This is a genomic window from Pseudooceanicola lipolyticus, assembly GCF_002786325.1.
Lineage (GTDB): Bacteria > Pseudomonadota > Alphaproteobacteria > Rhodobacterales > Rhodobacteraceae > Pseudooceanicola_C > Pseudooceanicola_C lipolyticus.
This window is the reverse complement of record NZ_PGTB01000005.1, coordinates 72358-92507: the sequence shown is the minus strand read 5'-3', so window position 1 is coordinate 92507 and position 20150 is coordinate 72358. Positions and strand designations below refer to the sequence as shown.

16 protein-coding genes are annotated in these 20150 nt (G+C 63.2%); 4 read left to right on the top strand and 12 right to left on the bottom strand.

Annotation, left to right across the window (positions count from 1 at the left end; translation table 11 throughout):
- Positions 1-86: 86 nt before the first annotated feature.
- The 6 genes from CVM52_RS03880 to CVM52_RS03855 form a co-directional block, all read right to left on the bottom strand.
- On the bottom strand, positions 87-842 hold the full coding sequence (locus CVM52_RS03880; RefSeq protein WP_100161284.1) for an SDR family NAD(P)-dependent oxidoreductase: 756 nt from the start codon (positions 840-842) through the stop codon (positions 87-89).
- Positions 843-1062: 220 nt separating this feature from the next.
- A complete protein-coding gene (locus CVM52_RS03875) occupies positions 1063-1863 on the bottom strand; it encodes an SDR family NAD(P)-dependent oxidoreductase (RefSeq protein WP_100161283.1) in 801 nt (266 codons plus the stop codon).
- Positions 1864-1900: 37 nt separating this feature from the next.
- A complete protein-coding gene (locus tag CVM52_RS03870) occupies positions 1901-2767 on the bottom strand; it encodes a PPC domain-containing DNA-binding protein (RefSeq protein ID WP_100161282.1) in 867 nt (288 codons plus the stop codon).
- A gap of 3 nt (positions 2768-2770) precedes the next feature.
- Entirely contained in the window at positions 2771-4387 is a 1617-nt protein-coding gene (locus tag CVM52_RS03865) for an acyl-CoA synthetase (protein ID WP_100161281.1), read from the bottom strand.
- Entirely contained in the window at positions 4384-5556 is a 1173-nt protein-coding gene (locus CVM52_RS03860) for an acetyl-CoA acetyltransferase (RefSeq protein WP_100161280.1), read from the bottom strand. Before CVM52_RS03860 ends, CVM52_RS03865 begins: the two co-directional genes overlap by 4 nt.
- Before the next feature lie 24 nt (positions 5557-5580).
- On the bottom strand, positions 5581-6405 hold the full coding sequence (locus CVM52_RS03855) for an IclR family transcriptional regulator (protein ID WP_100161279.1): 825 nt from the start codon (positions 6403-6405) through the stop codon (positions 5581-5583).
- A gap of 212 nt (positions 6406-6617) precedes the next feature.
- Between CVM52_RS03855 and CVM52_RS03850 the strand changes: the two genes are divergently transcribed.
- From CVM52_RS03850 to CVM52_RS03840, 3 genes are all read left to right on the top strand, one after another.
- Positions 6618-7640 carry a TRAP transporter substrate-binding protein gene (locus CVM52_RS03850; RefSeq protein WP_240620853.1) on the top strand — a complete coding sequence of 341 codons (1023 nt, stop codon included), beginning with the start codon at positions 6618-6620 and terminating at the stop codon, positions 7638-7640.
- Positions 7641-7713: 73 nt separating this feature from the next.
- On the top strand, positions 7714-8253 hold the full coding sequence (locus tag CVM52_RS03845) for a TRAP transporter small permease subunit (RefSeq protein ID WP_100161278.1): 540 nt from the start codon (positions 7714-7716) through the stop codon (positions 8251-8253).
- A complete protein-coding gene (locus CVM52_RS03840; RefSeq protein WP_100161277.1) occupies positions 8250-9620 on the top strand; it encodes a TRAP transporter large permease in 1371 nt (456 codons plus the stop codon). Before CVM52_RS03845 ends, CVM52_RS03840 begins: the two co-directional genes overlap by 4 nt.
- A 47-nt stretch (positions 9621-9667) precedes the next feature.
- Here CVM52_RS03840 and CVM52_RS03835 read toward each other — a convergent pair whose 3' ends face one another.
- Both CVM52_RS03835 and CVM52_RS03830 read right to left on the bottom strand, forming a co-directional pair.
- On the bottom strand, positions 9668-10297 hold the full coding sequence (locus CVM52_RS03835) for a response regulator (RefSeq protein ID WP_100161276.1): 630 nt from the start codon (positions 10295-10297) through the stop codon (positions 9668-9670).
- Positions 10294-12300 (bottom strand): sensor histidine kinase, encoded by a 2007-nt coding sequence (locus CVM52_RS03830; RefSeq protein WP_172720898.1) that lies wholly within the window; start codon positions 12298-12300, stop codon positions 10294-10296. The genes CVM52_RS03835 and CVM52_RS03830 overlap by 4 nt, the downstream gene beginning before the upstream one ends.
- Positions 12301-12502: 202 nt before the next feature.
- Between CVM52_RS03830 and CVM52_RS03825 the strand changes: the two genes are divergently transcribed.
- On the top strand, positions 12503-15424 hold the full coding sequence (locus CVM52_RS03825; protein WP_100161274.1) for a hypothetical protein: 2922 nt from the start codon (positions 12503-12505) through the stop codon (positions 15422-15424).
- Positions 15425-15554: 130 nt separating this feature from the next.
- Here the strand turns inward: CVM52_RS03825 and CVM52_RS03820 are convergent, their stop codons facing one another.
- The 4 genes from CVM52_RS03820 to CVM52_RS03805 are packed head-to-tail and all read right to left on the bottom strand — an operon-like array spanning position 15555 to position 20143.
- A complete protein-coding gene (locus CVM52_RS03820) occupies positions 15555-16724 on the bottom strand; it encodes a M20 aminoacylase family protein (protein WP_100161273.1) in 1170 nt (389 codons plus the stop codon).
- A gap of 4 nt (positions 16725-16728) precedes the next feature.
- A complete protein-coding gene (locus CVM52_RS03815; RefSeq protein WP_240620852.1) occupies positions 16729-17223 on the bottom strand; it encodes an L-2-amino-thiazoline-4-carboxylic acid hydrolase in 495 nt (164 codons plus the stop codon).
- Entirely contained in the window at positions 17220-18518 is a 1299-nt protein-coding gene (locus CVM52_RS03810) for an NAD(P)/FAD-dependent oxidoreductase (protein WP_205964868.1), read from the bottom strand. The genes CVM52_RS03815 and CVM52_RS03810 overlap by 4 nt, the downstream gene beginning before the upstream one ends.
- The gene (locus CVM52_RS03805; RefSeq protein WP_100161271.1) at positions 18518-20143 is read right to left on the bottom strand and encodes an aminotransferase class V-fold PLP-dependent enzyme; all 1626 of its coding nucleotides are present in this window, start codon (positions 20141-20143) and stop codon (positions 18518-18520) included. Before CVM52_RS03805 ends, CVM52_RS03810 begins: the two co-directional genes overlap by 1 nt.
- Positions 20144-20150 lie beyond the last annotated feature (7 nt).

Here is a 20150-nt window from a genome sequence, read left to right as displayed (position 1 = left end):
TTTTCCCAGGCATTGACGTCGGCGCCATCCGGACTTCGACATCGGCGCGAACCGAAAAACCGGCGGCCGCACGAAGCCGAAAAGATTCAATGCCCCGCGGCAATTGCCGCGGTGATGCCGGCCGAGGCAAAACCGCCATCGACACACAGCGTCTGGCCGTTGACATAACCCGATTGCTCGGGATCGAGCAGAAAGCGCACCGCCGCGGCGATCTCTTCGGGCTGTGCGTAGCGCTCCATCGGTACGGTTCGGGTCCAGCCGCGGCGCATGGCGGGGGTATGGTGTTCCACGGTCATCGGGGTCTCGACCGGGCCGGGTGCAACCGAATTGACCCGGATGTTGCGCGGGCCAAGCTCGGTCGCCATGATCTTGGTCAGCATTTCCAGCCCGCCTTTCGAGGCACCATAGGCGGCGCGCCCGATATTGCCACGCACCCCCGAGACCGAGGTGATGTTGACGATGGCGCCGCCCTCTTCGGGCATCAGCCGGGCCGCCGCGCGCGAGACGATGAAGGATCCCAGCAGGTTGATTTCCAGAATATTGCGAAAGCTGGCGACATCGGTGTCCAGCGCGGCGCGATCCATCCCGATCCCTGCCGAGTTCACCACCCCGTGCAGCCGCCCGGCATAGGCTGACAGCGCATCGGTGACCGCCTGTTCATCGCTGATGTCAAAGGCCAGCGGCACCGCCTGCGGGCCAAACCCGACGCTGGCCTGGGTCAGTGCCTCCATCCGGCGGTCGGCCATCAGGACGGTGGCGCCGGCGGCCACGCAAGTCTGGGCACAGGCCAGTCCGATGCCAGAGGCGGCACCGGTGATCAGAATGGTCTTGGAAGTCAGCATCAGGTTGTCCTTTCCAGGATCCGCGCCTGCACGGCGCGGGGTTAGTCAAAGGCTTTGATCGCAGCCATCTCCGAACAATGCGCTCCCGCCACGACAAGGCTGCCCCGGTCCCGCTGGTCCAGGGACGACCCGGAATCCATCACCCGCACCGTGCCCTAGGTTTCGGGCACGTCCTGCCGGGCGCCCAGGCCGGTGATCCCGTGCTCCGCCATGCCAATGCCTAGCGCGCGCGGCAAGACAGGCCGCCATCCACCGGCAGCAGCACGCCGTTGATATATTTGGCTTCGGGCGAGGCCAGGAACACAGCGGCATGGGCCACGTCCCAGGCATCGCCCATCTTGCCGGTCGGGCTCATCGCGTCGCGTTCGGCAAGCTGCTTTTCCAGATCGCCGTGATGCCCCTTCATCCCTTCATTGCCCTGGATCAACGGCGTGTTCATCAGTCCCGGCAGAATCGCGTTCGACCGGATGCCCTTGTCGGCATATTGCAGGGCAACGGCGCGGGTCAGCTGGTTCACCGCGGCCTTGCTGGTGTAATACGAGGCCATGTCATAGCCGGCGATGCGAATGCTCGCGATGGACGAGATATTGGTGATCACGCCATGCCCCTGCGCCACCATATGCGGCAACACGTGGCGACAGGCCAGGAACACGCTTTTGACGTTCACGTCCATCGCCCGTTCCCATTCTTCGATCGGCTGCTCGACCGGGCTGCCAAACAGGGTGATCCCGGTATTGTTGTGCAGGATGTCGATCTTGCCGAAATGAGAAACCGTCTTGGACACCGCGGCGGAGACATCGGCCTCGCTGGACACGTCGCCGCGAATGGCGATCGCGGGCATCCCTTCGCCGCCGATGATCCCGGCGGTTTCCTCGGCGGCCGCCTGGTTCAAATCCACGCAGACCACCCGCGCCCCGGCCCGCGCATAGGCGACCGCCGCCGCCTTGCCATTGCCCCAGCCCGGTCCCGAAGACCCGGCCCCGAAGACCAGTGCAACCTGGTCCAAAAGCGAAAAGCTCATGTTTCCTCCCGATAATTATCCGTGATCCCTGCCGTCCTCAGGACTCGGCCAGGATCAGCATCTCGAAGGTCACGCAGACCGGCCCCGCCCCGGCGTTCAGATCGCCCTGGAACGTGGCCTGTTGCGGATCGACACAGATCAGCGGCAGCGCCGCGCAGCGGCCAGCGCGCACGCGCGCACCGTCCAGCAACAGCACCTCCGAGATCGGCGACAGCATCGGGCCGGCATCGCGGAATTCGGCGCCGATCAGGCTGCCCAGCCCGATCAGCCTGGCATCGCCGATGCCCAGTTCGGCGCAGGCCCTTTCGATCGTGCCGCGCAGATCCTCGTGCGGCCGGATGGTCAACAAGGCGCCGTTGGCACCGGCCACCTCGGCCGGACGACGCACATGGAACAGCGGAAAATTGGTTTCCGGATCCAGCGCGACCTCCAGCAATGCTCCGGTCAACACATGGCCCCGCGCCGCAAAGGGCGCCGTCACCCGGCACTGATCGTTCAGCAGGTGGCCCATCAGAACGCCCTGCCCGCCCGCCGGCCACACCGCATGACAATGCACGAACCACTGGCCGTCCTTGCGCCCAACCATGGCGGTTGCATGCTGCAGCTGCGCCGCCTCGCAAGTATAGGTCTCGCTATACCAGGCAGCATGGCTGTCATCGCGCGCCCCGGCGGGGATCACGTAATGCATGTCCTCCAGCGCGATGCCGTCCAGTTGCAGCACCGCCGCGTCGCCGCCCAGCCGCTCCATTTCAGCGGTGATCGCGTCCAGCAGGCTTTGGCCCGGCTGCAGGTCGAAGCGCACCGGTTTGGCCCGGCAGCCTGCCAGGCTGTAACGCGGCGACAGTTCGCGGCCCGGATGGCGCAGCACCTCGCGGCTGCGGGAGGCGGCAAATTTTGCATCCATCGCTCAGCCCTCCGCCGGTTCGGTGGCCGGGTTGGGCAACAGGCCCCTTGCGGCCAGCTCTTCGCGCACCAGCTTCTTGGTGATCTTGCCATAGGCGGTCTTGGGCATCTCGTCCAAGAATACGTAATATTGCGGCATCTTGTATTTCGACACCCGGCCGGAAAGATGCCGGGCGATCTGATCTTCGGTGACCGATTGGCCCGGGTGCGCGACGCAGACACACAGGCCGACCTCGCCCCATTTGGGATCGGGCACACCCAGGATGGCCACCTCGTTCACCCCGTCGAGCGTCAGCAGAACCTCTTCGACCTCGCGGGGATAGACGTTCGAGCCGCCGGAAATATACATGTCCGACGCCCGCCCGGTGATATAGACATAGCCCTGCTTGTCCACATGCCCCAGATCCCCGGTCCGGAACCATCCGTTGCGAAAGGATTTGCGGTTGGCGCCCTCATCTTCGAAATAGCCGGCACAGACCGCGGGACCGATGACGCAGATCTCGCCGGTCTCGAAGGGCGCGACGTCGCGCCCGTCCTCGTCCTGGATCGAAATCTCGATCCCCGTGCGTTCGATCCCGCAGGTGCCGATCCGGTTCTGCGGCCCGTCCTCCAGGTGATGGTCCTGCGGCCGCAGCACGGTGATGGCGCCGGTCACCTCGCCCAGCCCGTAATATTGCACCAGCACCTTGCCCAGGGTCGCAAGCGCGCGCTTCTGATCCTCGCGATACATCGGCGCGCCAGCATAGATGACATAGCGCAACGAGCTGTGGTCGTGATCCTGGACGGAGGGATGTTCGACCAGCATCTTCACGATGGTCGGCACCGTGAACATGTTGGTGATGCGCCAGGTTTCGATCAGTTCCCAGGCCACTGCCGGGTCGAAGCGGCCCTGCGGCAACAGCACGCTTTTGGCGCCCGCGGCGATCTGGGTCATCTGGTGCATCGCGGCACCATGGCTCAGCGGCGCAACCACCAGGCTGGCATCTTCCGGCCCGGTGCCGGGCATCAGGTCGTTCAGGTGGTTCAGCGTGGTGAAGGTCAGCTGCCCGTGGGTCAGCACCACCGCCTTGGGCCGCCCGGTGGACCCCGAGGTAAAGAACAACCAGGCGGGATCGTCGCGGTCAACCTGCTGGTTGGGCACGACCTGTCCGGCGTGCTGCGCCACCAGCGCCTCGTAAGATCGGGCACCCTCCAGCGCGCCGATGGAGACGATGGCATCAACCATGCCCCGGCAACGTGTCGCATGGGCGGCAAAGGCAGCCTCGACAACCATCAGCCGAGCGCCGGATTTCTCGCAGAGATAGGCCACCTCGTCGGGGCTCTGGCGGAAATTGGCCGGGGTCCAGACCGCGCCCAGCCGGAACACCGCCATCATCAGTTCCATCATCTGGTTGTTATTGGCGGATTGAACCAGGACGCGGTCGCCCTTTTGCAGCCCGAATTCCCGCTGCAGACCCGCGGCCAGCGCGTTGACACGGGCATCGAACTCGGCCCAGGTCCAGCTTTGCCCGTCATAGACGATGGCGATCTCGTCGGGCAGCCGCCGGGCGCTGGCCGACAGGAAATGGGCCATGTTGGGCACACGGGTACTGGTCGGCCAGGTCGCGGCGGCGTCGCTCATTTCACGCGCTCCAGGATCGAGGTGTAATTGGCGACGGCGGCGCCGCCCATGTTGAACACGCCGGCGCGGTCGGCCTTGGGCAGCTGCATCTCCCCGGCCTCGCCGGCCAGTTGCATCGCCGCCATCACATGCATCGACACGCCGGTCGCCCCCAGCGGGTGACCGCGCGCCTTCAGACCGCCCGAGGGGTTCACCGGCAGTTTGCCGTCCCGCTGGGTCACCCCGTCACGGATGATGTCGCCGCCCCTGCCGCGCTCGGCCAGGCCCATCGCCTCGTATTCGATCATCTCGGCGATGGTGAAACAGTCATGGGTTTCGACAAAATCCAGATCGTCCAGGGTCAGCCCCGCCTGGGCCAGCGATTTGGCCCAGGCCTGCGTCGCCCCGGCAAATTCGGTGGGGTCGCGGCGCGACAGCGCCATCGAATCGTTGACCTGGGTCCGGGCACGGATCGCGATTGCCCGTTGCAGCCCGGCGGCGGTGTCGGCATCCGCGATCACCATCGCCGCGGCGCCGTCCGAGATCAGCGAACAATCGGTTCGGCGCAGCGGCGGCGCAACATAGGGGTTCTTGTCGCTGATGGTGTTGCAGAAGGCGACCGAAAAATCCTTCTGCATATGCGCATAGGGGTTCAGCATCCCGTTGCGGTGGTTTTTCGACGAGATCATCGCCAGCTCTTCCGAGCGGTCGCCGTAGCGCTGGAAGTAATTCTGGGCGATATGCCCGAACACCCCGGCAAACCCGGCGTCGAAATGGCCTTCCTCGGGGAAATAGCTGCCCTGCAGCATCAGGTTGGCCGCGTCCTGCGACGGAATCGCCGTCATCTTTTCCGCGCCGATTACCAAAGCCACCCTGCCCCGGCCCGCATTGATGAAATCCAGCGCCGCATAGAGCGCGGCCGAACCGGTGGCGCAGGCGTTTTCCAGCCGGTTGGCTGGAACATGTTTCAGCTCGGGCACCGCCATACCCACCAGGCCGGCCTCGAAGGACTGTTTCAGGAACCCGTTGTTATAGACACCCAGATAGATGCCATCGACCTGTTGCGCCTCGACCCCGGCATGGTCCAGCGCCGCGGGCACCACCTCGCGGATCAGGGCCTCCAGATCGGGCGCCTCGGATTTTCCGAACTTGCTGTGCGACCAGCCGACAATTTGCGCGTTATTCGCCATGGATGTTCTCCGATCTGTTCAGATTCATTTGCCCGCGGCCTTTCTGGGCCCGGCGAGGGCGCCCTTTTCGGCGCGCTGCCGCATCCGCCGTTCGACCTTGTCGGCCTCGCGGCGCAGCATCGCCACCAGTTCGGGCTGGCGCGCCTCGCCCATGCGGCTGTCGATTGCGGCGATCGACAGCGACCCCACCACAGCACCCGAAGGCGCCATCAGCGGCACCCCGATCGCCCAGGAATTCGCCACATACATGCCCGGATTCAGGCTCCAGCCCTGGGCGCGGGCCCGCGCCAGCTCGTCCCGCAGGAAGGCTTCGGTGAAATCGGGGAATTTCTCGTCAATCTCGGCACGGGTTTCCCGCAACACCTCTTCGGCCTCGGCCTCGGTCAGCGCGGCCAGGATCGCCATCGCCCCGGCGCCAACGCCCAACGGGTGGCGCGCCCCGGCCTGCAACACATGGGTGCGGATTGGAAAATCACCCTCTTCGCGCTGCAGACACACCGAATAGGACCCGCGCCGCAGCGAGACGAAACTGGAATCACCGCTTTCGGCCGCAAGCGCGATCAGGCTGTCCTGCGCCACCTCCAGCAGATCAAAGCGCCGCGCCGCCATCGCCCCCAGCACAAGGCTTTCGCCGCCCAGCACATAGCCGCCGCCCGGCTCCTGCTCGATCAGCCCGGCACGCATCAGCGCCAGCATCAGCCGGCGGACGGTCGGGCGGCTCATTCCGGTTTCGCGTGTCAGCACCGTCATCGGCACTTCGCGTCCTGCAAAGGACGCAACCAGCGACAGCAATCCCAGCGCCCGGTCGACGCTTTGCGCGCCGCCGCCTTCTTGTGGTGTTAATGTCATGGCTTAATATCCATAATATGGACGCCTCCTCCACGCTCAAGATTCCGCAATAATCCAGCATTTGCAAGGTAAATTTGCATTTTTCGTGAAAATGACAACTTTTTTGTTTACAAGATGTCCATATCATAGATACCTTGTGCGACATCGAAGTCCACAATGTGGACATGTGATGCCGCCAGGGAGAGGCGGTTTTCTGGATCAGGGAGGATCACATGAAGAAACTGAGCCTAGCCGTGGCAGCACTTGCCGCCGGCGCCGGACTGGCGCAGGCGGACACCATCGTCATGCAAAGCGTCTATCCGTCATCGTTGCCGGTAATCGGCAATTCGGGACCCAAGGTCGCCGATCAGGTCGCACTGCTGACCAATGGCGATCTGACCATCGAGTTCAACGAACCCAACGCCATCGTCGGCGGCAACGAGATGTGGGACGCCATTTCAACCGGCGCGGTCGATGCCGGCTGGTATTCGCCCGGTTTCGCGCAAAGCATCATACCCTCGGCGGCGATGTTCACCTCGGTGCCCTTCGGTCCGGATGTGCGCGAATACACCGCCTGGTGGTATTATGGCGGCGGCAAGGATCTGTGGAACGAGATCTCGGCGCCCTACAACATCCACAGCGAACTTTGCGCGGTATTCGTGCCCGAAGCCTCCGGCTGGTTTGCCGAACCGATTGAAACGGTCGAGGACCTGCAGGGCCTGAAAATGCGGATCTTCGGGCTCGGGGCGCAGGTCATGGCCAAGCTTGGGGTCCAGGCGCAGTCGCTGCCGCCCGCCGATACCATGACTGGCCTCCGCCTGGGCACCATCGACGCGGCCGAAATGTCGTTCCCGGCGATCGACAACGTGCTGGGTATGTCCGAATACGCCAAGAACTACTATTTCCCCGGCTGGCACCAGCAGACCTCGCTGCTGACCTTCATCATCAACCGCGATGTCTGGGACGGGCTGTCGGATTCGGGCCGCGCCGCGATCCAGACCACCTGCGCGGCGAATGTGGCGCATACCCTGGCCGAAGGCGAGGCGATCCAGGTCGAGGCGATGCAGACTCTGCGGGATCAGGGTGTCCAGTTCCACGCCTGGAACGACACCATGATGGAGGCCTTCAAAGGCGCCTGGGAAGAAGTGGTGGCCGAACAGGTTGCCGCCGATCCGGATTTTGCCCGCTCGTGGGAAAGCCTCAGCCAGTTCCGCGAGAACTTCAAAATCTGGTCCGAAGTCGCCTATATCCGCTAGTCGGCCGCATAGGTGACACCCGGGCAGGCGTCCGCGCCTGCCCTCCTTTCCCCTCTTCGTGCAAGGTGGATCGATGGAACAGCTTCTGCGCATCGCCGAGATCCTGTCCGTGCCCTGCCGTGTCGTCGCACGCGGCTGCGGCTGGCTGCTGCTGGTGCTGATGGCGGTCATTCTCTATGACGTGATCGGCCGGCGGTTCTTTGCAACCGGCTCGTTCAAGCTGCAGGAACTGGAATGGCACCTGCACGGGGCAATCGCCGTCCTGTGTTTCGGCTGGGCCTATATCTGCAACGCCCATGTGCGGATCGACCTGTTTGCCGAGCGCCTGACCGAAAGTGCCCGCCTGAAGATTGAGATCCTGGCCATCCTTCTGTTCCTTGTCCCCTTCATGCTGGCGATGACCTGGTTCAGCGTCGATTTTACCTATCGCTCCTATATCCGCGCCGAAGGCAGCCCCGGCGGCGTCGGCCTGCCCAACCGCTGGATCATCAAATCGGCGATCCCGCTTGGCGCCATCCTGACCATCTTCGGCGGCCTTGCGGTGGCCCTGCGCGCCTATGTGGCGCTGCACCGCCCCGACCTGATCGCAACGCCCTGGAAAACCGAAAAATGACCGAGCTGCTGATCGAACTTCTGCCGGGCGGCATGTTCCTGGCGCTGATATTCGGCATGTTTTCCGGCGTGCCGGTGGCAATCATGCTGATGGGAATCAGCCTGATCTTCAGCCTGGCCGCCATCGGGCTGGGCGAGATGCGGCTGGTCCATGTCACGCTGCTGCCCAGCCGCATCTTTACCGGAACCATCGAAAACGCGGTGCTGGTCGCCGCCCCGATGTTCATTTTCATGGGCATCCTGCTGGAAAAAACCCGCCTTGCCGAAGACCTGCTGGTGACGCTGCAACGCCTGCTGCGCGTGGTGCCCGGCGGGCTGGCGCTGGCGGTGATCCTGATGGGCACCATCCTGGCCGCCGCAACCGGCATCATCGGCGCCTCGGTCGTCATGCTGACCATGATGGCAGTGCCCACGATGGTCGAAAAAGGTTACGACAAGGGGCTGGCGGCCGGCACCGTCGCCTCGGCGGGCACTCTGGGCATCCTGATCCCGCCCTCGGTCATGCTGGTGTTCATGGGGGATCTGCTGTCGGTGTCGCTGGGCCGCCTGTTTGTCGCGGCGCTGGTTCCCGGCTTGCTGTTGTCGCTGATGTATATCCTTTACATTGCGATCCGCTCGTTCTTCCAACCCTCGGTGGCGCCCAAATTGCCACAGGAAACGGTCGTATCTTCCAATGGCAACCTATTTCGCGAGGCGCTGATCTCGGTCCTGGCCCCGCTCTGCCTGATCGTCGCCGTCCTCGGCTCGATCCTGGCCGGCATCGCCACCCCCACCGAAGCGTCGGGCGTCGGGGTCGCGGCGGCCCTGCTGCTGGGCTTTGCGCGCGGACGCCTGCAGATGGACACGCTGCAGGATTCGATGAACGGCGCCGTCCGCTCGCTGGGGATGCTGTTCTTTATCTTCGTCGGGGCCACCTCGTTCGCCTATATCTTCCGCAAGGTCGGCGGCGAACATTTCATCGTCGATCTGGCCCAGTCCCTGCCTTTCGGCGACTGGGGCTTGCTGATCGCAATGATGCTGATGATCTTCGTGATGGGCTTTTTCTTCGACTGGATCGAGATCACGCTGATCATGCTGCCGATCTTCGCGCCGATCATCAAGATCATGGATCTGGGCGGTCACGTGCCGCCGGCCGAGATGATCTATTGGTTTGCGATCCTGGTCACCGTCAATCTGCAGACCTCGTTCCTGACCCCGCCTTTCGGCTTTGCCCTGTTCTACCTCAAGGGCGCGGCCAACGACCTGCTGTCGATGCGCGACATCTATAGCGGCGTGATCCCCTTCGTGCTGCTGCAGCTATTTACCCTCGGCGCAATCATCGCCTATCCCGGCATCGCGATGTGGCTGCCCAACCTGTTGCTGAACTGAAGTGGTAACATCGACCGTAGGCGCGATGGATCGCCTCGTCGCCAAGCTCAGGTTTCGCGACTGGCGTCGAGCAGGCCTTCGCGCAGCGCAAGGGCCAGCAGTTCGGCCACCGAATGCACGTTTACCTTTCGCATCAGGTTCGTGCGATGATTGTCCACGGTCTTGGTGCTGACGCCAAGCCGCTCGCCGATCTCGCGATTGTTCAGCCCCTGCGCAACCAGGCTCAGGATTTGCCGCTCGCGGGCTGTAAGCATGTCGATGTTGCTTGTGCTTTCAAGCAATTCGCGAACGCCCGGCCCAAGGATCCGTTGTCCCGACATCACCTTCGGGATGGCCTCCGAAAACGTCTCCAGCTCTTCGCGTTTGAGAAAGATCGCATCCGCGCCCGCGCTGGCCAGCGCGCTCAGAAGGCCGGTCGAGGTCATGCCGGAAAACACGATGATCCGTGTCTCGGGCGACCACCTGCGGGCTTCTCCGAAGACCTCGATGCCGCGCGAATAGGGCATGGCGATGTCCAGCGTCAGCAGGGCCGGTTGATGGCTGCGGATCATCGCGATCGCTTCGAGACCGTCCGAGGCCTCTGCCACCACCTCGATTCCAGCAGAGGTAAGGATTTGACGAAGGCCCTGCCGGATAAGCGCATGGTCGTCCGCGATCACCGCGGTTTGGTCTGTCATCGAGCCTCTCCGGTCGGTCGGGTCAGGGGCGTTGCCGGCATCTCTGGAACATGGTCCGGCACGCAGATGCGCGCCACCGTACCGCGCCCCGGCCAGGACTGCATCTCGAAGCCCAGCCCGTGTTCCGCGGCAAGATCGGTCACGATCGACAGCCCCAGACCGTGCCCGCCCGAACCGGCCCCGGTTTCACCGCGTCGGGTCACGCGGGCCAGTTCCTCCGGGGCCAGACCCGAACCGGTATCATGTACCTCAAGGCTCAGCCCGGTTGCGGATCTGCGGCATCCGACCAGAACGCGCGGGGGATCGGCGTGCTGCAAGGCGTTTGAAACGAGATTGCCGACCATGCGCATCAGCGCGAGCGGATCGGCGACAAGCTCTCTGCTGCATTTCACCACCTGCAGGGCCGTCCCCTGTTCGGCGGCCTCGGCGCCGAACATCGTTTCGATGTTCCTGAGAATGATCTCCGCCCTGAACCGTTCCCGTGACCCGTGCGGCACCGGGTCGGCATCGCCGGTTCCCAGCGGCGCCTTGCTTTCCTCCAGCCCGACCCGCACGATTTCTTTGAGATAGTTCAGACTGGTCGCGACGCTGTCACGCTGTTCGCCCTGCCCCGACAGCGCCATCTGCAGCGATGTCAGCGGTTGGCGGATATCATGCGCTGCACTGGCTAGTGCCTCGCGGCTGCGATCCGCGGCGCGCGAGGCTTCCAGGCGGTCGTCCTCGGCGCGCCGCAGCGCCTCGGACAGATTCAACCGCTCCTCGGACAGGCGCAGTTGTTCGCGCAGCGAACTGTCGCGTTCGCGGCGGGCCGCGCGGATCCGCAACGCGATGGCGGCAGAAAAGGCGGTTGCCTCGGCGAGAAAGCCCAGCCGAATGGCCACGCCGGCCAGCTCCTGCTTGAACAAGCCCTCGGTCAGATACCCGACAACGCCGACCAGCAGCGACGCTCCCAATGCGCCAAAACCGATCAGCAGCGTTCCGGCGCCCGCCTGACCCCGGCGCAACGCGGCACTTGCAAGCACCACCTGCATGGCGGTGCCCGCGACCACCGCGGCCAACAGCAGGAACTTGAACCAGATCAACGACAGCAACACCGCCGACAGCACCGCCAACGCGGCGAGCCCGAGGATCGTGGCCATGGCGGCGCGGTGCAGCCGCGGGGCATGGCGGGCGGTTTCGGTAAAGCGATCGACGAACAGCGCACCAAGCGCGACCGACATCAACGAGATCACCGCCAATGCGATGCTGTTGAAACCGGGCGCATAGGGCCAGACATATTGAAAGGTATAGCCCTCGAAATGCCCCAGAAGGCCCACGCCGCTGAGCATATAGCTGCCATAGGCCAGCGCGGGCCGGCCATCGAGCCCGTAGAGGTAAACCGTGTTAATCACCCCCATCCCAAGCACAAGCGCGGTCAGGGTCGCGATCCAGAGGGTTTCGGATTGGGTCCGCGAGACAAAGGCCGGCACGGATTCAACAAACAGCGGCATCTCGGTGGCCTGGTCGGCGCTGTACGCGATCAACAGGGTTGCCGCCGCCTGTGGCGCAAGGGCAATTTCAGAGACCAGATGGCGATGCGGGATCGGCCGGGCGTCAAATGGGTCGGTGGCCCGATAGGTCAGAAGGGTCTGCACCGCCTCGGGCGCGCCATCCGGGACAAGATAGACCTGCACCAGCTTGGCGACTGGGATGTCATGCGTCACCCACCACTGGCCCGGATCGGTCGACGTGCTTTCCAACCTGACCCGCACCCAATAGCGCGCCGTCCCGAAGCCGAAGTCGATCAGATTGCCGGGCACCGGTTGGAACAGAGCATCGGCCTTTGCGGCAAGCATATCCTCCAGCGTCAATGCGCGGCTTTCGTCGGCGAATGCGCAGGCATAGGCACCGAGATCGAGAGAAAATTCCGCTGCATCCGAAAGATGCGCGACCTCGCAGTTGTGCAAATCTTGCGACGAGGCAGGCACTGCAAAAAGCAGGAGAAAGAAAAGCAGCACCGGCACGCTACGCATCGCTAAACGCTACAGCGCGGCGTTGCGCAGCGTCAAGCAGGCACGCCCCAGCCAGGCTGTCCCGTACAGCATCTTGAATTTCCGATGAAATTTCACGCTCGCCCCGCGAATGAGGTATTTCCCTCATTCAGCTCCATCGCGGCGCTCGGTTACACAAAAGCAAGCTGACAGGATTCACTATGGAAGACACGCAATGGGTACCGCTTATTTTTATGATAGTTATTCCGATCAATACAATGATGACCTGACCATCGCAAAAGGTCTCAGCACCGTCACCTTCAATCCCGGGGGCGATCCCTTGGGCGCCGAGGTTGAAGAAGTGCGCTTTCGTTTGCACCTGGATCACAATGCCGGAACCAAGGTGGATCTGGGCAAGATCGACATGTGGATCGTCTCCCCCGACGGCGAAAAGAATAACATTTATTACAATTGGGATGGCTTCGGCGCAGATGGCGACGACGGCAACGACAGCGATGCCTCGGATGACTACGATATTTCTTTCTGGGGCACCGATCTGAAATCCAGCATTCTCTTCGGGTTGGACGGCAACCCGGTCAACGGAAACTGGGGCCTGCGGATCGACAACCAAACCGGGATCACCCTCGATCTCAACTATCTGGAGGTCTGGGTCGAGTACAACGCGGCCCCCGATCTGCGGATCAAGGACATCGACATCTCGGGCACGCGCAAGGTCGGCTCGCCCGTCCTGATCGAAGCCTGGATCGAAAATCTGGGCGACCAGTTCTACGGCGGCAAGGTTGATATCGAATACCTGGTCAATGGCGAAGTCATCGGCACCAGCGTTCTGCCCCTCGGCCTGGGCGGCGGCGTGGTAAATTACGAGACCGACCTGCATGTCTTCGACAAGATCGGGAGCAACACGGTCGAGGTGCGCATCGTCGATTCCGATGACCTGAACACCAGCAACGACAGCCGCACCGAAAGCTTTTTCTTCGCCGTCGACGACCGGCCCGACCTGACCGTGACCGATATTCGGGTCCTTGGCGGCTGGGAGAAGGGCGACACCATCGAGATCCGCACCTTCGTCGAGAATATCGGCACCGAATCCTGGAATTTGCTGAAAGGCCCGATCAACGTCGAATATATCGTCGATGGCGTCAGCGTCGGCACCGACAAGCTGAGCTGGGGGCTCACGCCCCTATTCGGGGATTGGGAGAGCTTCGACTATACGTTGAAAAAGGACGGGCCGCACACTGTCGAGGTGAAAGTCTCGGGCGCGGACCCTGAACTGTCGACCTCGAACAACAGCTGGTCCGAGGAATTCGGCCACGACCATGACACCGGCACACAGAAAACCCTCGCCAATTCCGCGTTCGAGGTGAAGCTCGGCGCTTTCATGGCACGGACGGTCTATGGCATGGAGAACGTTCCCGAAAACATGCGGTCGACCAGCCCGCTGGCCGAGAACGGACTGATGGACGATTACCGCGGGTATCTGAACGCCGCGGGATGGACGGTTCTGGACGACAGCAACGGTCTGGGCGGCTATTTCCGCGCCAAAGATGGCAAGGCGTTTTTCTCGACCCAGGGGCTGTATATCGGCGATGCCGAAGACATCAACATATTCACCAGCTTTGCTGCCCAGGGGCTGGTGGCCGTTGGCATGGATCCGGAAGGCAAGAAAACCCTCGCACTGACGTTTCGCGGGACGGATGACAAGGATGCGCTGGATGCGGCCCTGGGCCAGGCCTACACCGGCAATGGCATCTATAACTATTACGAGGCGATGCGCCCGCTGATCGACGCCGCCATCGGCTATGCCAATGACGACGGCAACGGCATCGACAAGGTTGTGGTCTCGGGGCACAGCCTGGGTGGGGCGACGGTGGATCTGTTCACCTTGGTGGATGCCCACCGGCTGCAATCCGACCTTGATCTGACCATTGTTTCACTGGCCTCGGCGGGGCTGCATCCCAAGGCCTTCCTCGAAGATTACAAGAAAAACGGCATGGCCGGCCAATATGACACCAATCTGGTCCGGAGCCTCGATCTGAGCCTCAGCAACGACTCGGTAGTTCTGGATGCGCCGAAAAATTATATCGGGCTTTCCTTCACCAATGATCCGGTGACCTTCGATCACCAGAACCCGACATCGCTGCCACTGGTGACCAATGCGACCCTGAGCAACAACAAGAACTTCGAAACCGGTTTGCAGGCCATCGACCTTCCCAATGTCTCGATGACCGATCCGACGGAAACCTTCAAGCTGGGCGGTTTCGGAGCCGAGCACAATCAGGGGCTGTACTGGGCCATCATCAGCATGGTCGCCGACGACCCGTTGGTGGACAAGCTGAACGGCCATCGGCTGATCGCAGGTGAAACCGATTACAGCGCGGTTTCGGATTTCGGTGGTACCGCGTTCGAAGTGTTCGGTGAATACATGCGGGCCAAGGACGAGAATTACGAAAACGATGCAGGTCGCAGGGCGCTTATTGGCAGCGGCTCGGACGATTATATCCTCGGGCTGAGCGGACATGACGCGCTGCAAGGCAAAGGTGGCGACGATCTGCTTTCGGGGGGCGCGGGTGATGACACCATCCTGGGCGGCGCCGGGGGCGACAACATCGATGGCGGGGCGGATAACGACACGCTCGACGGCGGCAGGGGGGCAGACCTAGTCGCCGGCGGTCAGGGCGCCGACACGCTCAACGGCCGCGGCGGCGCGGATCGGCTGTCGGGCGGCGCCGGAGACGACACCCTGGTGGGCGCGCGTGGCGCCGACTCGCTATTTGGCGGAAGGGGCCGCGACCAGTTGAACGGCGCGAAAGGACAAGACTTGCTGGTCGGCGGGCGCGGCAAGGACTGGCTCGATGGTGGCGCCGGAAATGATGTGCTGCGCGGCGGAGCCGGAAAGGATACCTTCGTGTTTTCCAGCGGCTTCGGACACGACGTGATCCAGGGCTTTGAGGACGACACCGACACGATTGCCCTGGCCGAGTCACTCTGGGGTGGCGGCCTGAACAAACGCCAGGTGCTGACCACCTACGGAACCGAAACCGGCACCGATATCCTGCTGGATTTCGGCAAGGATGAATTGCTTCTGCGCGATGTGGCGGACCTGCTTGCGCTGAAAGACGACATCGCCTTCATCTGACGCAGCCATCGCAGACAGGTCGATAGGCTGGCATCGACCACGGGTCAGAGATCACCGCGATGATGGGCAATGTGCCAGTCAAATCCGCCGCGAGAGTGCTTCTCTCGCGGCGGGATTTCTGCCCGATGGTTCAGCCGCGCGGCAACCGCTGCTGTACCAACTGGGTCCAATAGGAACTTCCCCAGGCGATCACATCATCGTTGAAATCGTATTCCGGGTGATGCAGCGCGGCCGAAGGCCCGTTGCCGACATTGATCATCGCGCCGGGCACTTCGTTGAGCATGAAGGAAAAATCTTCGCCCCCCAGCGTCTGCGGCATGTCGAGATGGACGTTTTCGACCCCCGCCACCTCCTGTGCCGCTTTCGCCGCCAGCTCGGTTTCGCGCAGGTGGTTCACGGTCACCGGATAGTGGCGGATATAATCGAGCTTGCCGGTTGCCCCAAAGGCCGCCGCGATATTGTCCACCATCACCGTCATACGCTGTTCGATCATGTCGCGCACTTCCTCGCGCAGGGTGCGCACGGTGCCGGTCATCGTCAGATCCTGCGGGATAACGTTGAACGCATTGCCCGCCTGAATGGTACAGAGCGAAATCACCGCGCTGTCCACCGGATCCATGTTGCGCGAGGTCAGGGTTTGAACCGCCTGCAACAGGGCGGCGGCGACAGGCAACGGATCGATGGTCTGTTCCGGCCGCGCCGCATGGCCGCCGCGCCCGGTGATGGTGATCTTGACCTCATCGACCGACCCCATGATCGGCCCGGAATTGATGGTGAATTGCCCGACCGGCAAGTTCGGGCGATTGTGCATGCCATAGACCTCGTCACAGGGCCAGCGGGTGAACAGACCGTCCTCGATCATGGCGCGGGCCCCGGCGCCGCCTTCTTCGGCGGGCTGAAAAATCACGATCACGGTCCCGTCAAAGCCGCGGTTCTCGGCCAGATGCTTGGCGGCTCCCAGCAGCATGGTGGTATGGCCGTCATGGCCGCAGGCATGCATCTTGCCCGGCACCTGCGAGGCGTAGGGTTTGCCGGTTTCTTCCACGATCGGCAGCGCATCCATATCGGCGCGCAGCCCGATCACGCGCCCGGACGTGTTGCTTTGGCCTTTGATCACGCCAACCACACCGGTCCTGCCGATGCCTTCATGGACTTCGTCCACCCCCGCAGCGCGCAACGCCTCGGCCACTTTCTGGGCGGTGCGTGTCACATCATACAGCAGTTCGGGATTCATATGCAGATCGCGGCGGAATTCGGTCAGTTCCGCGATATGTTTGGCGACCCAATTTTCTACAGCCATTTCCTCAGGCCTCCTTCTTCATTCTGTATCGGAAATCGCAGTGGCTCGCGCCTTTCATGATCGTCTGTGTCCGGGTCATTTCGATCTCCGGATTATAGCCGATACAGAAATCGCCATCGCGGTTGCAGGACAACAGATGGCCGATATCCCCCAGCCCCATGTCCCGGTACATCTCGGCATAGCGGCACTTGACCACGTTGAAATCCATCTTTTCCTCGGACATCTCGATGGTCTCGATCCGCAGCGCGTCTTCACGGGTCCAATTCGGCTGAATCGCGGCGAAATCCGTCAGGTCGGGTGCATGGCCCAGTTCATCGGCCAGCATCTTGCCCTGCTCGATCGCGGATTTGGAACAGGCCGCACCGATCACCGCCTCGGCCTCTTCGCGACCGGATCGTTCGGTGATCACGTCAAGCACGTGTTTCAGCATCATCGCCTCGATCCTGCGCCGCAAAAGAATCGGAATATCGTTCAATTCCATGGTTTTTTCGTCGGTCATAGGTTGATCTCCTTGTGATCCTGACGTTTCAGCCAGGCCAGGTATGTCGGGGCCACCCGGCGCACGATACCGTGCAACGGAAAGGCCTGCGGCTCGGTCACCGGCAGGGCAAGTTCGTCCTCGGGTTGACCGGTTGCGGCGCGGGCAAGTTCGCGGCCCAATGAGGTGCCAAGCGCGACGCCCCGCCCGTTGCAGCCGATCCAGGCCCAGCCATCGGGCCCGAGCTTGTGCACACGCGGGAAACGGTCCCAGTTCATGCCGATATAGCCCGACCAGACATGGGTCATCTCGGGCAGGCCCAGTTCCGGGAAGGCCTCTTCGAGATTGCGGGCGGCTTTTCTGCGGACCCGGTTGGCAACGTCAAACGATCCAATCACCGCCCCGCCCGTGATCAGCCGGTTGCGCGCATCATAGCGAAAGAACCGCAGATCGCCGCGCGTGTCCGACACCGCCTGACGGCCCGGCAGGAGTTTCCGGCGCAGGTTGTCGCCCACGGGCTGCGTCGCCATTTGCCAGCTGAGCACCGGCACCACGGAACGTGCGATGCGGGGCGCGAGTTGCGCCACCAGTTCGCCGGTATAGGCATTGCTGGCCAGGATCAATGCGCGGGCTTTCAGTTTGCCCTCGGGTGTGGTGATGACCCATTCATTGCCGATCCGTTCATAGGAGATCGCCGGGGATTCCTCGTGGATCACCGCGCCAAGATCTTCGGCCACGCGCGCCATTTCGCGCGCCAGGGCCAGCGGATTGATATGTCCGCCCGTCGGATTGTACATGCCGCCATGCCAGAAATCGCTGCCAAGCAGATCGGCGGCTTCCCGGGCGTTTTTCAGTTCCGCCGGGAAACCGTGGCGTTGCCAGGCCTCGACACGTTTTTGCGACAGTTTCACCCGTCCGGGGCTGTGCGCGGGCTGAAACCAGCCGCTCTGTTCGGCTTCGGCCTGCATGTCGAATTCGCGCACGAGATCGAACAGCACATCGCCGGAATTGCCGATCAGCTTGACCATGCGTTTGCCGGCATCGCCATAGCGCGCAACCCAGGCGTCGGGTTCCGCTGCGGTCAGGATGGGAATGACCTGCCCGTTGTTGCGCCCGGACGCGCCCCAGCCCGCAGCCTTGCCTTCCAGCACGGTGACCGCATGACCGCGTTTGCGCGCCTCGATGGCGGCCGACAGTCCCGTAAAACCGGCGCCGATCACCGCGAGGTCGGTCTCTTCAACCCCCGAGAGGGGCGCGGATGGCAAGCGCTCGGGCGCGGTGGCGGCCCAAAGCGAGTTCGGAAATTCGACGGTCATCAGACAGCCGCCTCGGTGGCGCAGCCGGTCACCTCGTGAGGCAACCAGAACCAGCGCAGTGCCTCTTCGTCAGCCGAGAAATCCGCGCCGCCCGCACGGCTCAACTCCCCGGCGCCATCCGCCAGTTTGTGGGCCTCGCTCAGGCAGGTGTCGAAATCGGGCGCCGCGCCCGCCGCCACTTGGCGCTCCAGCCACAGCGCGGACAGGTCTGCGGGGCAGGTCTCGTCGAAGACGGGGGTGGCGCGCCAGATGCCCTCGACCGCATCAAGCCGGTAATGGGCCAACATGTCGAGCCCGCGCTCGGCGATAAACCGGATGGCACGGGCGATCTTGTCCACGTCTTCGTCATCGAAGAACCAGTTCACGCCAAACCGCGCCCAGCCCGGCCGGAAGATCGAATGACCGTGATGGACCGCGGCCTGGTGGCGGGCGCTGGTCGCGACATCAATGCCCAGCAGGTCATGCCCGTAGGGCCCCGCACAGGAACAACCGCCTCGGGCCTGGATCCCGAACAGGTCATTGAGCAGCGCCACGACGTAATTGTGATGCAGCAGCTTGCCCCGCACCCGCAGGTTGAACGAAAAGATCCCCAGGCGCGGCACGTTGCTGGGCCCCAAAAGTTCCATCCCCGGAATTGCGCGCAGGGCGTTTTCCATCCGCCGGGTCAAGGTGGTTTCCCGCGCCTCGATACGGGCTTCGCCGATGTCGCGCTTCAACTGCATCACCATGCCGGCGCGGATGTTGTCGACGATGGCCGGCGTGCCGCCCTCTTCGCGATGTTCCGGATCGGCGATATAGCTGTGCCCCTCCGAGGTGACATAGCTGACGGTGCCACCGCCGGTAAGCGTGGGGCGCGCGGTGTCAAACAGGCTGCGTTCGGCGATCAGCACACCCGAGGCGCCGGGACCGCCGGGGAACTTGTGCGGCGAAATCACCGCGGCATCGATCCGATCCCCCGCCCGGTCAGAACTTTCGGCCAGTTCCACCGGCATATAGGGCGCGGCAGCGGCGAAATCGGCGACGCAATAGGCGTCATGCGCATGCAGCAGACGGGCGATCGCCCGCAGATCGGTACGCACGCCCGTGACATTCGAGGCCGCAGAGAAGACCCCGATTTTCAGCGGCGCCTCGGCATGCTCCGCTAGCTTGCGTTCCAGCGTTTCCAGGCAGATGGTGCCGGCCGCGTTCAGCGGGATGCGCACCAACGTGGCCCCGCTTTCGCGCCAGGGCAGATCGTTCGAGTGATGTTCGTAAGGGCCGACGAAGACGACCCCCTTTGCAAGCCCCTTCATCGCGAAGGCGCGCACCAGCTTGTCCACCGCGCCGGTTGCGCCCGAACCGGTGAAGATTACGGCGTGGTCTTGATCCGCATGCACCGCCGCGCGCACCGCTTCACGCGCCATTTCGCGCAGCTGCGTGGTGCGCCGGCCCACAAACGAGGTCTCGGTGTGGGTATTGCCATAATAAGGCAGCACATGGCTGCGGATCGCATCTTCGATGAAGTCCAGAGCGCGGCCGGAGGCAACGTAATCGGCATAGATCAGGGCCCGCGGGCCGAAGGGGCCGGATATCGCCGTCCCCTCCCCGATCAGAGCGTTGCGGATATCTTTAAATTCCAGTGACATTTCAAAC

What these genes read in the sequence shown, in the direction of transcription:
- CVM52_RS03845 (WP_100161278.1), top strand. Translation starts at nt 7,714, where the DNA reads ATGGAACAGCTTCTGCGCATCGCCGAGATCCTGTCCGTGCCCTGCCGT.
- CVM52_RS03820 (WP_100161273.1), bottom strand. Translation starts at nt 16,724, where the DNA reads ATGGCTGTAGAAAATTGGGTCGCCAAACATATCGCGGAACTGACCGAA.
- CVM52_RS03810 (WP_205964868.1), bottom strand. Translation starts at nt 18,518, where the DNA reads ATGACCGTCGAATTTCCGAACTCGCTTTGGGCCGCCACCGCGCCCGAG.
- CVM52_RS03815 (WP_240620852.1), bottom strand. Translation starts at nt 17,223, where the DNA reads ATGACCGACGAAAAAACCATGGAATTGAACGATATTCCGATTCTTTTG.
- CVM52_RS03875 (WP_100161283.1), bottom strand. Translation starts at nt 1,863, where the DNA reads ATGAGCTTTTCGCTTTTGGACCAGGTTGCACTGGTCTTCGGGGCCGGG.
- CVM52_RS03850 (WP_240620853.1), top strand. Translation starts at nt 6,618, where the DNA reads ATGAAGAAACTGAGCCTAGCCGTGGCAGCACTTGCCGCCGGCGCCGGA.
- CVM52_RS03840 (WP_100161277.1), top strand. Translation starts at nt 8,250, where the DNA reads ATGACCGAGCTGCTGATCGAACTTCTGCCGGGCGGCATGTTCCTGGCG.
- CVM52_RS03865 (WP_100161281.1), bottom strand. Translation starts at nt 4,387, where the DNA reads ATGAGCGACGCCGCCGCGACCTGGCCGACCAGTACCCGTGTGCCCAAC.
- CVM52_RS03805 (WP_100161271.1), bottom strand. Translation starts at nt 20,143, where the DNA reads ATGTCACTGGAATTTAAAGATATCCGCAACGCTCTGATCGGGGAGGGG.
- CVM52_RS03870 (WP_100161282.1), bottom strand. Translation starts at nt 2,767, where the DNA reads ATGGATGCAAAATTTGCCGCCTCCCGCAGCCGCGAGGTGCTGCGCCAT.
- CVM52_RS03835 (WP_100161276.1), bottom strand. Translation starts at nt 10,297, where the DNA reads ATGACAGACCAAACCGCGGTGATCGCGGACGACCATGCGCTTATCCGG.
- CVM52_RS03860 (WP_100161280.1), bottom strand. Translation starts at nt 5,556, where the DNA reads ATGGCGAATAACGCGCAAATTGTCGGCTGGTCGCACAGCAAGTTCGGA.
- CVM52_RS03855 (WP_100161279.1), bottom strand. Translation starts at nt 6,405, where the DNA reads ATGACATTAACACCACAAGAAGGCGGCGGCGCGCAAAGCGTCGACCGG.
- CVM52_RS03880 (WP_100161284.1), bottom strand. Translation starts at nt 842, where the DNA reads ATGCTGACTTCCAAGACCATTCTGATCACCGGTGCCGCCTCTGGCATC.
- CVM52_RS03825 (WP_100161274.1), top strand. Translation starts at nt 12,503, where the DNA reads ATGGGTACCGCTTATTTTTATGATAGTTATTCCGATCAATACAATGAT.